The organism is Actinosynnema sp. NPDC023587, from assembly GCF_040640215.1.
In the GTDB taxonomy this organism is placed as follows: domain Bacteria; phylum Actinomycetota; class Actinomycetes; order Mycobacteriales; family Pseudonocardiaceae; genus Actinosynnema.
In genome coordinates, this window is the sequence record NZ_JBFABG010000004.1 from 368952 (window position 1) to 383699 (window position 14748).

General features: G+C 72.3%; 14 protein-coding genes. 6 read left to right on the plus strand and 8 right to left on the minus strand.

The annotated features are described in order from the left end of the window. Positions 1-13: 13 nt before the first annotated feature. Positions 14-733, minus strand: coding sequence for a serine protease (locus AB0G01_RS14040; protein ID WP_360944315.1), 720 nt, complete (start codon positions 731-733; stop codon positions 14-16). Positions 734-922: 189 nt separating this feature from the next. On the opposite strand from AB0G01_RS14040, the gene AB0G01_RS14045 reads away from it, so the two are divergent. Continuing rightward, positions 923-1537 carry a LysE family translocator gene (locus AB0G01_RS14045; RefSeq protein WP_360944318.1) on the plus strand — a complete coding sequence of 205 codons (615 nt, stop codon included), beginning with the start codon at positions 923-925 and terminating at the stop codon, positions 1535-1537. A gap of 90 nt (positions 1538-1627) precedes the next feature. On the opposite strand, the gene AB0G01_RS14050 is transcribed toward AB0G01_RS14045, so the two are convergent. From AB0G01_RS14050 to AB0G01_RS14060, 3 genes are all read right to left on the minus strand, one after another. Continuing rightward, a complete protein-coding gene (locus AB0G01_RS14050) occupies positions 1628-2374 on the minus strand; it encodes a serine protease (RefSeq protein ID WP_360944321.1) in 747 nt (248 codons plus the stop codon). A 54-nt stretch (positions 2375-2428) separates the two neighbouring features. Continuing rightward, positions 2429-3178: a serine protease gene (locus AB0G01_RS14055; RefSeq protein WP_360944324.1), complete on the minus strand. Its 750-nt coding sequence runs from the start codon at positions 3176-3178 to the stop codon at positions 2429-2431. 100 nt (positions 3179-3278) lie between these two features. Continuing rightward, a complete protein-coding gene (locus tag AB0G01_RS14060) occupies positions 3279-4295 on the minus strand; it encodes a M48 family metallopeptidase (RefSeq protein ID WP_360944327.1) in 1017 nt (338 codons plus the stop codon). 70 nt (positions 4296-4365) lie between these two features. Between AB0G01_RS14060 and AB0G01_RS14065 the strand changes: the two genes are divergently transcribed. After that, positions 4366-5298, plus strand: a complete 933-nt coding sequence (locus AB0G01_RS14065; protein ID WP_360944330.1) for an alpha/beta hydrolase — start codon at positions 4366-4368, stop codon at positions 5296-5298. 40 nt (positions 5299-5338) lie between these two features. Here AB0G01_RS14065 and AB0G01_RS14070 read toward each other — a convergent pair whose 3' ends face one another. Continuing rightward, on the minus strand, positions 5339-5938 hold the full coding sequence (locus tag AB0G01_RS14070; protein WP_360944333.1) for a TetR/AcrR family transcriptional regulator C-terminal ligand-binding domain-containing protein: 600 nt from the start codon (positions 5936-5938) through the stop codon (positions 5339-5341). 110 nt (positions 5939-6048) lie between these two features. On the opposite strand from AB0G01_RS14070, the gene AB0G01_RS14075 reads away from it, so the two are divergent. Beyond that, a complete protein-coding gene (locus AB0G01_RS14075; RefSeq protein WP_360944336.1) occupies positions 6049-6708 on the plus strand; it encodes a CatB-related O-acetyltransferase in 660 nt (219 codons plus the stop codon). Between the two features lie 91 nt (positions 6709-6799). Here AB0G01_RS14075 and AB0G01_RS14080 read toward each other — a convergent pair whose 3' ends face one another. Continuing rightward, complete coding sequence (locus tag AB0G01_RS14080; protein WP_360944339.1) at positions 6800-8173, minus strand: mycothione reductase; 1374 nt, start codon at positions 8171-8173, stop codon at positions 6800-6802. Positions 8174-8212: 39 nt separating this feature from the next. Next, positions 8213-8740: a YbhB/YbcL family Raf kinase inhibitor-like protein gene (locus AB0G01_RS14085; protein ID WP_360944342.1), complete on the minus strand. Its 528-nt coding sequence runs from the start codon at positions 8738-8740 to the stop codon at positions 8213-8215. Positions 8741-8916: 176 nt separating this feature from the next. On the opposite strand from AB0G01_RS14085, the gene AB0G01_RS14090 reads away from it, so the two are divergent. Next, positions 8917-9717 carry a polysaccharide deacetylase family protein gene (locus AB0G01_RS14090; protein WP_360944345.1) on the plus strand — a complete coding sequence of 267 codons (801 nt, stop codon included), beginning with the start codon at positions 8917-8919 and terminating at the stop codon, positions 9715-9717. 87 nt (positions 9718-9804) lie between these two features. Then, on the plus strand, positions 9805-11445 hold the full coding sequence (locus AB0G01_RS14095; RefSeq protein WP_360945253.1) for a substrate-binding domain-containing protein: 1641 nt from the start codon (positions 9805-9807) through the stop codon (positions 11443-11445). Positions 11446-11496: 51 nt separating this feature from the next. Here the strand turns inward: AB0G01_RS14095 and lon are convergent, their stop codons facing one another. Continuing rightward, positions 11497-13845 (minus strand): endopeptidase La, encoded by a 2349-nt coding sequence (gene lon / locus AB0G01_RS14100; RefSeq protein ID WP_360944348.1) that lies wholly within the window; start codon positions 13843-13845, stop codon positions 11497-11499. A gap of 104 nt (positions 13846-13949) precedes the next feature. On the opposite strand from lon, the gene AB0G01_RS14105 reads away from it, so the two are divergent. Continuing rightward, positions 13950-14672 carry a methyltransferase domain-containing protein gene (locus AB0G01_RS14105; protein ID WP_360944351.1) on the plus strand — a complete coding sequence of 241 codons (723 nt, stop codon included), beginning with the start codon at positions 13950-13952 and terminating at the stop codon, positions 14670-14672. Positions 14673-14748 lie beyond the last annotated feature (76 nt).

The following is a 14748-nucleotide window of genomic DNA, read 5'->3' on the forward strand; positions in this document are numbered from 1 at the left end:
TGGTACCACAGTCTCAGAGTTGCCCGAGGTAGTGGCTCACCCTCGTGTAGACGCCCGGCTCGCCCGCCCGCGCGCAGCCGTGACCGTAGGAGACGACCCCTACCAGCAGGCCGTCCACGACGAGCGGCCCGCCGGAGTCGCCTTCGCAGGCGTCCTTGCCGCCCTCCGGGTAGCCGGCGCAGACCATCGCCTCCGGGCGATAACCGTTGACGGCTTTCGCGCACTCGGCATCCGCCCACACCGGCAGGTCCACCTGGCGCAGCGTCCGGCTCGGCGCGGCCAGCTCGGTGGTGCGGCCCCAGCCCAGCACGGTCGCCCGGTCGCCCGCGCGGGCCTCGCCCACGCCGATCGGCTGGAACGCGACCGGCTCGGCGAGCGTGAGGGCGGCCAGGTCGTCGCCCTCGGCCACGGTCCGGAACGCCGGGTGCCGGTGGACCTCGCGCACCGCGACCTGGCGGCCGGCGCGGGTGTCCAGGTCGCGCCGGCCGACGACCACGCGGAAGTCGGCGGGCCGCCGGTCGCGGTCCTGGAGCGTGGCGTGCTCGATCGTGCAGTGGCCGGCGGTGAGGACCTTCTGGGGCGCGACGAGCACGCCGCCGCAGAAGAAGTTGCCCCGCGCGTCGAACAGCGCGACCGCCCACGGGGTGTCCGGGGCGCTCTGGCCGCCCACCACGGCCTGGGCGGGCAGCGCGCTCAGCAGGAGGGCGGTCAGGACCAGGGCGCTGAGGCGCATGGAGCACTTCCTTAGTGCGGACGGCGGAGGGATCACCGCGTGCGTCGGAGTGGCCACGAACCGTAGCGGATGCGCCAGGGTGGTACCAAATCCGGAAAATCTCTTGTTAGAATCCCATAGCGCCGGAAATTTGCCGGCCCGTGAGGCAGATCACGCCTATCTGTCCGGCCATCGAGGGAGGGGAAACCCATGCAACTGGACTTCACCCAGCTACCGACGTTCCTGATCGCCTGCGCGGTGGTCGTGCTCACGCCCGGCGTGGACGCCTTCCTCCTGCTGCGGACGTCGATGCGCGCGGGCACCCGGGCGGGCCTGTGGGCGCTGGCGGGCATCCACACCGCGGCGGCCGTGCAGGTGGCGCTGGTCATCTCCGGCCTGGGCGTGCTGATCGCCGAGTACCCGGCGGTGCTGACCGCCCTCAAGTGGGCCGGCGCGGCCTACCTGCTCTACCTGGCGCTGAGCATCGCGCGCGGACTGCTGCGGCGTGGTGCCGCCGAGGACGGCGACCGCGCGGTCGTGGCCGACCGGCCGTTCCGCCAGGGGTTCCTGACCAACATCACCAACCCGAAGATGCTGCTGTTCAGCCTGGCGTTCCTGCCGCAGTTCATCGGCACCGGCAGCCCGGCGGCGCAGCTCACCCTGCTCGCGGTGGTCTTCCTCGGGCTGGCGGCGGTGTGGGAGCTGATGATCGTGCTCGCGGCGAGCAGCATGGGACGGCGGCTGCGCCGGCCCGGCGTGACCACGGCCCTGGACGCCGTGTGCGCGGCGGTCTTCCTGACCATGTCGGTCGGCCTGGTCGTCTGACGGGACCGGCTGACGGGGCCAACTGACGGGGCCGGCCAACCGCCCTCCGGCTGCCGGAGTCGCGGCACACGACTCCGGCGGCCGGACCGGTCACGTGTAGTGGGCGACGCGCGTGTAGACCCCGGGCTTGCCCGGCCGGGCGCACCCGACGCCCCACGACACGATCCCGACCAGCTTGCCGTCCACCACGAACGGCCCGCCCGAGTCGCCCTGGCAGGCGTCGACCTCACCCTCCGGGTAGCCCGCGCAGAACATCGTGGTCTTGTCGTAGCCGTCGTAGGCCTCGGCGCACGACGCGTTCGACGTGATCGGGATGTCCGCCTCGCGCAACCGCTCGCTCTGCTGCCCGCCCTCGGACGTGCGGCCCCAGCCCAGCACGGTGCCCACCGTGCCGGCCCGGTACAGGTCCTCGCCGCGACCGGGCAGCCCGACCGGCTCGTACGGGAACGCGCTCGCGGTGGTGATCCACGAGATGTCGTCGCCGCTCTCCGCGCCGACGTAGTCGGGGTGGTTCTCCACCTCCACCACCTCGGACACGGTCCCCCGCTCCTCGCCCAGGTCGAGCCGACCGCCCACGACCAGGAAGTCGCCCGGCGCGGTGTCCGCCGTGCAGTGCGCGGCGGTCACCACCCGGGTCGGCGAGACCAGCGCGCCACCGCAGAACTGCTGACCGTCCGGCTGCACGAGGGCCACCACGTACGGGTACTCCTCGCCGTCCGCGACGACCGTGCCGCCGACCACCCTCGGCTCCACCGCGTCGGACCCCACCGCGTCCGACGCCGCCGCGTGCGGGGCGAAGACCACCAGGGCGAGCAGCACTGCTATCGATGTCCGCATACCAGGACACCCAAGCCAGGTGATCGACAGCTCGCCACCCGGCGGCGCGGGATGTCACCCGACGGTGTGAAACTGATCCTCGATCACCGCGCGGTAGGCCGCGACCCTCACGTAGACGCCGGGCTTGCCCCTGCGCGCGCAGCCCTCGCCCCACGACGTGACGCCGATCAGCTTCCCGCCCGCCACCAGCGGACCGCCCGAATCGCCCTGGCAGGTGTCCCGGCCGCCCTCGGGGAGCCCGGCGCACACCATCGACGCCGGCTTGAACATGGAGTACGCCTGCCGGCAGGACTCGTCCGACACCACCGGCACGCCCACGCCCCGCAGGTACCTCGACGTCGCGCCCTGCTCGGACGTGCGGCCCCAGCCCAGCGCGACCGCCGGGGTGCCCGCCGCGTACAGCGCCGGGCCGTCCGCCAACGCCAGCGGTCGCGCCGCCGAGGCGCGCGCCAGCGTCAGCACGGCGACGTCGTTGCCCGGGTCGGCGGACTGGTAGGCGGGGTGCGTCCAGACCGCGGTCACCGGCACCGCCTCGCCCCGGGAGTTGTCGGACTTGTCCTCGCGGCCCACGACCACCCGGGAGACCTTGGGCGCGAGCCCGACCGTGCAGTGCGCGGCGGTCAGCACCTTGGTCGGCGCGACCAGCGTCCCGCCGCAGAACTGCCGACCGCCCGTGTCGGCCAGGTAGACGACCCACGGGTAGTCGCCGATCGACACCCGCGAGCCACCCACCACCCTGGGATCGGCACTCGCCGCGCCCCCGCCCAGCAGAACCAAGACCAGCGCAACCACAAACGACCGCACAGCCCCTCCTCTGATCAGAGCAACGAATCAGAGGCTAGCCCGGACGTACGACCGCGCTCGGCCGTTCAGCCCAATGAACGTCCGGTTGCACACGTTCGGCCTACTGGCCGTTGAACTTCGACCGCACCTTGTCCGCCGCACCGACCAGCACGTCGCCGACCTCGTTGAGCACCTTGACGAGCGGGTCCTCGGAGCGCTCCGCGGAGTCCTTGTAGGACTTCGCGGCGGACTTGAGGTCCTCGGTGAAGGTCGAGGCGGGCCGGTCGTCGTCCCGCCTCGGGTAGGTGCCGGTGAGGATCTCCCGGTACTCCTCGCCCGCCGCCCAGCGCTGGAGCTCGGCGGCCCGCACGACGGCCATCGGGTGCGTGCTGCGCCAGGTCTTGATCAGCTTGAGCAGGCTGTCGCGGACGTCCTCGACCTGCTGGTACTCCTTGGCCTGCTTGAGGAACTCGGCGGTGTCCACCTGGGACAGGTCCATGCCGCCGGCCAGCGCCACGTGCACCCGCAGCGCCGCCGCGGGGTCCTGGCAGACCAGCAGCCCGGCCCGGTCGCAGCTCAGCTCGGTCTTGCGGTACCACTCCAGCAGCGCCGCGATCACCGCGCGCACCGCCCAGAACCCGGCCGGCATCCAGCCCAGCCCGTGCTGGAGCTCCATCAGCCGGAACAGGATGGTCTGGTACAGCGCGTGCCCGGACAGCACGTGGCCCATCTCGTGGCCGATCACGAACCGCCGGCTGTCGTTGTCCAGCAGCTCCAGCAGACCGGTCGACAGCACGATGAACGGCTTGTCGATGCCCAGCGTCCGCGCGTACACCTGCGGGTCGCGCTGCACGAACAGCTCCGGCACCGGGTCGAGGTCCAGCGCCGCCGCCGCTTCCAACCGGAGCCGGTCCAGATCCGGGTACTGCTTCGGCCCCACGCGGATCGCGGAAGCCACGTACATCAGCCGTTCACCTCTTTCGGTGAACGCACCCGCCACTGCCTGCAACACGGGTCCGATTCCCGGCACCGCGCGCAGAACCGCCAACGCCCCCCTGTCGACCGGGTGTTCGTAGGCCCGCGGGCTGATGCCCGGGAACCGCACACGCGCCGTCGACCGCTCGATCTCCTCGCTCATGCCTTCCAGACTGCCACGACCCGCCACCGGCATCTGCCCGAAAGGCGCAATCGGCGTGCACACTGGCGCGATGACCGCTGACGTGCTCGGTACCGACTACGAGACCCGGACGCTGCCGCTGGGCGGCGGGGACGCGGTCGCGACCCTGGTCCACCACCGCGCCCGGCCCGCGACCCGGGGTGCCGTGCTCTACGTCCACGGCTTCGCCGACTACTTCTTCCAAGCGCACGTCGCCGAGCACTTCGCCGCGCGCGGCTTCGACTTCTACGCGATCGACCTGCGCGCGTACGGCCGGTCCCTCAAGCCCGGCGGTCCCGCGAACTACGTGGCGGACCTGGCCGCGCACTTCGAGGAGATCGACGCGGCGGTCCGGGTGATCCGCGAGGAGGACCACCACGAGCGGCTGGTGGTGATGGGCCACTCGACCGGCGGGCTGATCACGGCCCTGTGGGCGCACGAACGACGTGCGGACGACGTGCTGGACGCGTTGGTGCTCAACAGCCCGTGGCTCGACCTGGCCGAGCCGTGGATCACCCGGACCGTCGGCACCGCGTTCATCCGCGGCATCGGCCGGGTCGCGCCGAGGGTGGTGCTGAAGAAGGGCCTGGGCCCGGTGTACGGCGAGAGCATCCACGCCGACCACCACGGGGAGTGGGACTTCGACACGACGTGGAAACCGATCGAGGCGTTCCCGGTGCTCGCGGGCTGGCTGCGCGCGGTGCGCCGGGCCCAGGCGCAACTGCACCGGGGGCTGGACGTGCGGGTGCCGGTGCTGGTGCTGCGCTCCAACCGCAGCCTCCTGCACGCCAAGCGGTGGTCGCCCGAGGCGATGACGGCGGACACCGTGCTGGACGTCGAGCACATGCAGCGGTGGGCCCCGAAGATCGGCCCGGACGTGACCGTCGTGCAGGTGGACAACGGGATGCACGACCTGTTCCTGTCCGCCGGGCCGGTGCGGGAACGGGCGTTGGCCGAGGTCGACGAGTTCCTCGACCAGGTCTAGCGCCGAGCGCCGTCCCCGTCCTCTTCCCCGTCCTCGGCCGTCAGGCGTTCGGGGCGGCGGCCAGGAGGCCGGCCCGCGCGGCGACGAGCGCCGCGCGGGCCGCCCGTTCGGCCGCCGCGTGGTCGATCGGCTCGCCGGTGATGAAGATCCGGTAGTAGAGCGGGGCGCAGGTGAAGCGGATCAACTCGACCGCGTCGGTGTCCGCCGCGAGCTCGCCGCGCTGGATCGCCCGGGTGACCACGACGGCGGCCTGGGCGTGCCGGGAGGCGTAGAAGTCCTTCTTGGCCTGGCGCGCGCGACTCGACTGCAAGGCCGCCGTGACGACCGCCTCGGGGACGGCGCTGCGGGCGGGGTCGGTGAAGACGTCCACGACCTCCGTCGCGATGGCGATCAGGTCGCCTTCGAGCGAACCGGTGTCGGGGGCGGGCCACTCGACGTCGCGGCTGCTGTCGAGGGCGTCGGCGATGAGGACGTCGACGGTGCCCCAACGGCGGTAGACGGTCGTCTTGTGCACGCCGGCGCGGTCGGCCACGTTCTCGACGGTCATGCCGAGGTAACCGCACCGGACGAGCTCGGCGTAGGTGGCTTCGAGCACGACGGCGCGGACGCGGGCGGAACGCCCACCGGGTCGGTTGGTCACGAAACTCCCGTTCTCGTGCGGAGGCACCGCCATCTTAACGCAACAGCAGTTGCATTTAGGCCGAGTCGCGTGCCAGTCTTAACGCAACACGAGTTGCGATAGGAGTCGCCTTGACGCCCAGCCCGAACGTCCTGCACCCCCTGCCCGACCACCCCCGCGTGGTGCTGCTCAAACCGCTGCTGGAGGACTCCCCGACCATCGAGGTCGGCGACTACACCTATTACGACGACCCGGACCGCGCCACCGAGTTCGCCACCCGCAACGTGCTCTACGGGTACGGCGCGGAAAAACTGGTCATCGGCCGGTTCTGCGCCCTGGCCACCGACACCCGCTTCATCATGGCCGGCGCGAACCACCTGACCACCGGCGTCTCCACGTTCCCCTTCACGATCTTCGGCGGCTCGTGGGCCGAGAGCACCCTCGACCTCATGACGGGCATGGAGACGCGCGGCGACACGGTGGTCGGCAACGACGTCTGGTTCGGCTACCGCACCCTCGTCATGCCGGGTGTGCGCATCGGCGACGGCGCGATCATCGCGACCGGCGCAGTGGTGACGTCGGACGTGCCGCCCTACACCGTGGTCGGCGGCAACCCGGCCCGCCCGGTCAAGCAGCGCTACTCCGACGAGGGCGTCGACCTGCTGCTGCGCGCCGCGTGGTGGGACTGGCCGATCGAGCTGGTGACGGCGAACGTCCGCACGATCATGTCCGGCACCCCCGACCAGGTCGCGGCCATCGCACAGACGAACGACCTGTTCCGGGAGGGGTGACCGGACCGGCGGTGGCGATCCGGCGGTGGCGATCCCCCTGGTGGACACCGACCTGCGGTGCACTTCGCCGGAGTGATCGGGCGGGCCGTGATCAGTCCAGGTCGAGACCGAGCAACGCGTTCTCCACGACCTCGGGCATGGCGGGGTGGATCCAGTACTGGCCGCGCGCCATCGACTTCGCGTCCAGTCCGAAGCTCATCGCCTGCACGATCGGCTGGATCACGCTGGAGGCCTGCGGTCCGATGATGTGCGCGCCCAGGATCTGCCCGGTCGCCGGGTCGGCCAGCACCTTGGCGAACCCGGTGGTGTCCTCCATCGCCCAGCCGTAGGCGATGGCCGCGTAGTCCTGCTTCGCCGCCACGTACCGGACGCCGCGCGCCACCGCCTGCTCCTCGGTCAGCCCGACGGAGGCGATCTGCGGCGACGAGAACACCGCCGAGGGCACGAACCGGTGGTCGGCGGCGATCGGCGCGTCGGGGTGCAGCAGGTTGTGCTGCACCACCTTGGCCTCGTGGTTGGCCACGTGCTTGAGCTGGTACTCGGAGCTGATGTCGCCGAGCGCGTAGACGCCGTCGACGGACGTCCGCTGGTGCTCGTCGACCACGATCCGCCCGTCCGGGTGCACGTCGATCCCGGCGGCGGCCAGGTCGAGCAGGTCGGAGTTGGGCGTGCGGCCGACCGCCACCAGCAGCTCGTCCGACGCCACCACCTCGGACCCGTCCGGGCCCTTCAGGTGCAGCCGCACCTCGCCGTCGACGCGTTCGGCGCGCACGGCCTTGCGGCCCAGGCGCACGTCCCACTTCCGCTCCGCGAGGGAGGTGAAGCGGTCGGCGACGTCGCGGTCCTCGTGGCGCAGCAGCACGTCCGAGCGGCCGATGACGGTCACCGCGACGCCGAACGAGGAGAACACGTGCGCGAACTCGGCCGCGACGAACCCGCTGCCGAGGATGGTCAGCCGGGCGGGCAGGGCGTCGAGCCGCATGATCGTGTCGGACGTGCGGTAGCCGGTCGACGCGAGGTCCGCGACGTCCGGCACCACCGGGCGGGAGCCCGCGGCGAGCACGAACCGGTCGGCGGTGATCACCTCACCGGTGCCGGTGTCCAGGGTCTTCGGGCCGACGAACCGGGCGGTGCCCTCGAACAGGGTGGTGTTCGGGTTGTCCTCGGCCCGCCAGTGCCGCCCGCCCGTGGAGATCGGGTCGATGCGACCGAAGATCCGGTCGCGCACGTCCGTCCACCGGACGCCGTCCAGCGTCGCGTCGACGCCCAGGCGCGCGCCGACGGCGGGTGCCGCGGCCAGGTCCGCGGTGTGCACGAACATCTTGGTGGGGATGCACCCGACGTTCAGGCACGTGCCGCCGAACACGCCCTTCTCGACGATCGCGATGTTCCAGCCCGCGAATCGCTCGTCGGCGATCGAGTTGCCGGAACCGGTGCCGATGATGACCAGGTCGAAGTGCCTCACGTCCTGGTGAACCCCGGACGCGGGGCGCTCATTCCCGGGTCAGCTCGCGTAGGTGGGCGTGATGATCGCGCGGGCCAGCGTGTGGAAGGCCAGGTTGAAGCTCACGGCGGCGGGCGAGGAGTCCGGCGTCACGTCCAGCTCGGCGACGTCCACCGCGTGCACCACGAAGAAGTACCGGTGCGCCCGGTCACCGGGCGGCGGGGCGGCACCCCCGAAGGACCGGGTGCCGTAGTCGTTGCGCACGTGGAACGCGTCGCCCGGGAGGGTGTCGTCGGACGCGCCCGCGCCGGTGTCCAGCGACGTGGTCGACGCGGGGAGGTTCACCGCGACCCAGTGCCAGAAACCGGACGGGGTGGGCGCGTCCGGGTCGAAGCAGGTGACCACGAAGCTGCGCGTCGCGGCCGGGAAGCCCGTCCAGGACAGCTCCGGCGACGTGTCGCCGGCCGCGTTCACCTGGGCCTGGGGCAGGGTCTCGCCGTCGCGCACGTCCTCGGACGTCACCGCGAACGCCGCCGTGGCGGGCAGCAGCGAGTAGGGGTCGGGAGCGACCGGGCGCTCAAGGCTCATCGGAGTCCTCCACAATCGGGTCAACTGGACCCTACCGTCGGGTGAACTGCGTTGCAGATTCATCACCGGCCACCCTCGGAAGCCCGGTGCACGCCCCAAAATGAGGGCACGGCTCCCTGACTCCGCAGGGGTGCCGAACCCATGGGGGATCTCCAGCGATGCTTCGAAGGATCGGAGTGGCGGTCACGGCTGCCCTGGCCGTCGTCACGGTGTCCTGCGGCACGGAACCGGTGGCCCCGCCGCCGGTCACCGCGCCCGGCAGCACCACGACCGCGCCGACCACCACACCGCCCACCGCGGTCCCCGGTCCGGGCGGCACGACGGTGCCGGTGTTCCAGCACCCGTACGAGTACGGCACCGCCCAGGCGACGGTCCCCGCCTCGCCGGACGGGTTGCTGCCGGTGGTGCGCCGGATCGAGACCGACAAGCCGTACGTGTTCATCACCATCGACGACGGCGCGGTCCGGCACCCGGCGGCGCTGGAGCTGATGCGCTCGTCGAACGTGCGGCCGTCGCTGTTCCTCAACACCAAGCACGTGCGGGACGGGCCGCCGTTCTTCCAGGCGCTCCAGGACCAGGCCGGGGCGCGGGTGCACGCGCACACCGCGAACCACCCGAACCTCCACGGCAAGGGCTACGAGTTCCAGAAGCAGGAGATCTGCGGCAACGCCGACTACCTCCAGGGGCAGTTGGGCGTGCGGCCCGCGCTGTTCCGGCCGCCGTTCGGCAACTACGACGCCACCACCCGGCGCGCGGCCACCGACTGCGGCTTCTCGGCGCTGGTCATGTGGACGGCGGCGGTGAACGACGGCGTGGTGCAGTTCCAGGCGGGCGCGAAGCTGAACGCGGGCGACGTCGTGCTGATGCACTTCCGGCAGACGTTCGTCGAGGACTTCGTGGCGTTCCTCGCCCGGTGCAGGCAGGACGGCCTGACGCCGGTCCCGTTGGAGGACTTCCTGGCCACCACCCGGCCGTAACGACCTTGCGGGGGCGTGAAGACCCGGTGAACGTCGGACCGGGTCCGGGCCGGGCGGCCGGTCCGCGACCGAGAATTCGGTGTGCAGATGCTGCGGTCCGCGCTGGACTTCCTCGGTGGTCCCGGCCCGGTGGCGCTCGCGATCGCGTTGCTGTTCGCGACCCCGGTCATCGACCGGCTCTTCGTGCGCCGCAAGCGGGTCGGGTTCCGCGTGCTGTACAACTCCAAGATCGGGCTGGGTCCCGAGCAGCTCCACGACGGGACGGACGCGCACGCCCCGCAGCTCCGCGAGCTGGTGCGGGTGCTGGACCGGATGTCGATCGTCGTCATCCGGGTGCGCAACTCCGGCACCTACGACATCGGCGCGGACGACTTCGACAAGCCGCTGGCGTTCACCTTCGGCACCCGCGTGGTGTGGAACGCCAGGGTGTCCGAGGCCGGTTCGGAGGAGCTGCGCGCCGAGGTGCGGCGCAGCCTCCAGTTCTTCGGCCGGGAGGAGGGGCAGGTCCGCGCGCCGCTGACGACCGTGCGGGAGCGGATGGCGTCGAGCGTGGGCCGGCTGTTCCGCTCCGGCCCGGACCGTCCGCCCGCGATGGCCGAACCGGTGTGGCACGGCGTGCGGCTGGACGGGTTGACGTTGCGCCGCAAGCAGAAGTTCAAGCTGCTGGTCGTGCTGCGCGAGCCGGAGGGCAACCGCGACGGCGAGCTCGGCAAGGAGGTCAAGGTCTCCGGGAGCCTGGGCGGCGCGGGCGTGCTGCACGACGAGAAGCAGGAGCGGTTCCTCACCCTGCCGAGGCTGACCGGCGGGCTGGCGGCGCTGCTGGCGGGCGTGCTGGTGCTGACCCTCGCGTGGACGCCGGACGTGCGGGACCCGACCGTCCCGTGCGGGACCGGCACGCTGCGGGTCGAGGGGTCCAGCGTGTTCATGCCGACCATGGCCCGGATCGCCGAGCAGTACGCGAAGGCGTGCCCGGGTGCGCACGTCCAGACCGAGGCCACCGGCAGCATCGCGGGCGTCCGGGCGGTCGCCGCGGCCGACCCGGGCACGGCGCTGGTGGCGCTGGCGGACGGCAGGCAGGAGACCTCGGAGGTGGTGGGGCAGCAGGCGGCGATCGTGGTCTACCACGTGGTGGTGCACGACTCGGTGGGCCTCGACGCGCTCACCCTGGACCAGTTGCGCGGCATCTACGCCGGCCGGTACACCGACTGGCAGCAGCTTCGCGGCGGCGACCCGCTGCCGATCCGGGTCATCGGCCGGGGCAGCGAGTCCGGCACCCGCGAGCTGTTCGAGCGCCGCGTGCTGGGCACCACGGAGGGCGCGCTGTCCTCCAACGACTGCCGCTCCCGGGACCGCGACCCGCAGGCACCGGTGATCCGGTGCGAGCGGGACAAGAACAGCGACGTGGTGCGCGAGATCGCCGCCGTGGAGGGGGCCGTGGGGTACGCCGACGCGCCATCGGTGGCCGAGGCCCGCAAGACCGCCGAGCTGACCGCGTTGTCGTTGGACGGCAAGGTGTTCGACGCGGTGTCCGGGGTGGATTCGGGCTACCGGTTCTGGACCGTCGAATACCTGTACACCAAGGCGCAGCCGGCCGAGGACTCGTTGCCGGGCAAGTTCATCAAGTACGCGCGCGAGCACGACGACGCCCGCATCCGGATGAAGGACGCGGGCTATTTGCCGTGCCGGACGCCCGAGGGCGGCCCGCTGGAGCTGTGCAACCTGCGCTAGCCGACTGCTCGGCGGACCGGGGTGCCCGGTCCGCCGAGCAGTCGCCCGGCCTCACGCCGCCGCGGTCACCGCCGTGGACTCCAGCGCCAGGTCCAGCACCTCGCGCACGTCGCGCACCAGGTGCACGGTCAGCGCGTCGAGCACCGCCTCCGGCACGTCGTCCAGGTCGGGCTCGTTGCGCTGCGGCAGCAGCACGGTCGTGATGCCCGCCCGGTGCGCGGCCAGCAGCTTCTGCTTCACCCCGCCGATCGGCAGCACCCGCCCGGTCAGCGACACCTCGCCGGTCATCGCCACGTCCGCCCGCACCGGCCGGCCGGACAGCAGCGACGCCAGCGCCGTCGTCATCGTCACGCCCGCCGACGGCCCGTCCTTGGGCACCGCGCCCGCCGGCACGTGGATGTGCACGCCCCGGTCGGCCAGCGCCGCCGCCCGGCTGTCGTGCGACCGCAGGTAGGACAACGCGATCTGGGCCGACTCCTTCATCACCTCGCCGAGCTGGCCGGTGAGCGTGACGCCCGCCGACCCGGTGCCGTGCGAGGCCAGCGACGCCTCCACGAACAGCACGTCACCGCCCGCCCCGGTCACCGCCAGCCCGGTCGCCACGCCCGGCACCGCCGTCCGCTCCGCCGACTCCGGCGTGAACTTCGGCGAGCCCAGGTAGCCGCGCAGGTCGGGCACGTCCACCGCCACCGGCAACGCGGCCTCGTCGAGCGCGACCCGCGCGGTCACCTTGCGCAGCACGCGCGCCAGCGACCGCTCCAACTGCCGGACGCCGGCCTCCCGGGTGTACTCGCCGGCCAGCTTGCGCAACGCGTCCTCGGTCACCGCCACGTCGGCACCGGTCAGGCCGGCCCGCTCGACCTGGCGCGGCAGCAGGTGCTCGCGGGCGATGGTGACCTTCTCGTCCTCGGTGTAGCCGTCGAGCCGGACGAGTTCCATGCGGTCCAGCAGCGGGCCGGGGATCGACTCCAGGACGTTCGCCGTGGCCAGGAACACCACGTCGGACAGGTCCAGCTCGACCTCCAGGTAGTGGTCCCGGAAGGTGTGGTTCTGCGCCGGGTCGAGGACCTCCAGCAGCGCCGCCGTGGGGTCGCCCCGGTAGTCCGCGCCGACCTTGTCGATCTCGTCCAGCAGCACCACGGGGTTCATCGAGCCCGCCTCGGCGACCGCCCGCACGATCCGGCCGGGCAGCGCGCCGACGTACGTGCGCCGGTGGCCCCGGATCTCGGCCTCGTCCCGCACCCCGCCCAGCGCGACCCGGACGAACTCCCGTCCCATGGCCCGCGCGACCGACTCGCCCAGCGAGGTCTTGCCGACCCCGGGCGGCCCCACCAGCGCGAGCACCGCGCCGGACCGCCGCCCGCCGACCACGCCCATGCCCCGGTCGGCCCGCCGGCGGCGCACCGCGAGGTACTCGGTGATCCGCTCCTTCACGTCGTCCAGGCCCGCGTGGTCGGCGTCCAGCACCGCCCGCGCGCCCGCGATGTCGTAGGAGTCCTCGGTCCGGGAGTTCCACGGCAGTTCCAGGACGGTGTCCAGCCAGGTCCGGATCCACCCGGTCTCGGGTGACTGGTCGGAGGTCCGCTCCAGCTTGTCCACCTCGGCGAGCGCCGACTTGCGCACGTGCTCGGGCAGGTCCGCGCCCTCGACCCGGGCCCGGTAGTCCTGCTCCTCGGTGGCGGGCTTGCCGTCGAGCTCGGCGAGCTCCTTGCGGATCGCGGAGAGCTGCTGGCGCAGCAGGAACTCGCGCTGCTGCTTCTCGACGCCTTCCTTGACGTCCTTGCGGATGGTCTCGGCCACGTCCAGCTCGGTGAGGTGCTCGCGCCCCCACTCCAGCAGCTTCGCCAGCCGCTCGGCGACGTCGCCGGTCTCCAGCAGCCACACCTTGCGCGCGTCGCTCAGGTAGGAGGCGTAACCGGCGAAGTCGGCGAGCGCGGACGGCTCGTCCACCGGCGGCACCGAGTCGACCACCTGCCACGCGCCGCGCTGCTGGAGGATGGTGGTGACCAGGGCCCGGTACTCGCGGGCCAGTTCGCGCGTCCGGTCGTCCGCGGGCGACTCGTCCGCGACCACGGCCTCCACCCACAGCGCCGCGCCGGGCCCGGTGGTGCCGGTCCCGATCCGGACCCGCTCGGTGCCCCGCACGACCGCCGCCCGCTCACCCCCGGACAGCCGCCCGACCTGCTCGATCACCGCCAACGTGCCGGCCTTGGCGTATTTGCCGTCCAGGCGTGGCACGAGCAGCACGCGGGCTTCGCCCTCACCCGCCGAAGCGGCTTCGACGGCGGCGCGCGCCTCGGTGGTGGCGTCCGAGCCGGTGAGCCGGATCGGCACGACCATGCCGGGGAGCACGACCACGTCGTCCAGCGGCAGAACCGGCAGCACCAGGGTCTCACCCATGACGATCCTCCAAAGTTGAGTCTGTACGGCTCAACCAACGTGAGCTCGGGATTGTTTCCCCCGGACGTTCGCTCTGAGCGATTGGCCCGGCTACGTTCGAAGGAGTGCCGGAACAGTCGATCTACCGCGACAACGCCGAGCTCTACGCGGCCTTCTGCGAGAACAACGCCCCCAACTCCCAGTACGACCGGCCGGCGATCCTGCGCCTGGCCGGCGACGTCACCGGGAAGCGCGTCCTGGAACTCGGGTGCGCCGCCGGGGTGCTCACCGGACAACTGGTCGACCGGGGAGCCGAGGTGGTCGCCCTGGACCGCGAACCCCGCCTGGTCGACATCGCCCGACGCCGGCTGGACACCCGCGCCCGCGTGGAGGTCGCCGACCTGGAGCAGCCGCTGACCCTCGTGCCGACCGCCGGCGTCGACCTGGTGACCGCCTCGCTGGTGCTGCACTACATCGAGGACTGGGCTCCCCTGCTCGCCGAGCCGCACCGGTGCCTGGTGCCCGGCGGGGCCCTGGTCCTCTCCGTCCACCACCCCGTCACCGGGTGGGCGCTGTCCGACCAGACCGACTACCACCGCGTCGAAGTGGTCCGCGAGACCTGGGACTGGGCCGGGCGGCAGGTGACCGCCGAGCTCTACCGCCGCCCGCTGTCGGAGATCTTCGGGCCGCTGCGGCGGGCGGGGTTCTCGATCGACGTCGTGGACGAGCCGCGCCCGCAGGAGGGCCCGGACGCCTCACCGGGCCTGTTCGAGGTGCTCAACACCAAGCCGGTCTTCCTGTTCGTCCGGGCGCGGCGGACCGACGAGCGCCCCACCGCCGTGCGGTGAAGGTCGTGGGCTTTCGCTCACCGCTGGTGCCGGCGTTGCCGCGTTCGGGTGCTGCTCACCGCTCGTGCTGCGCGTG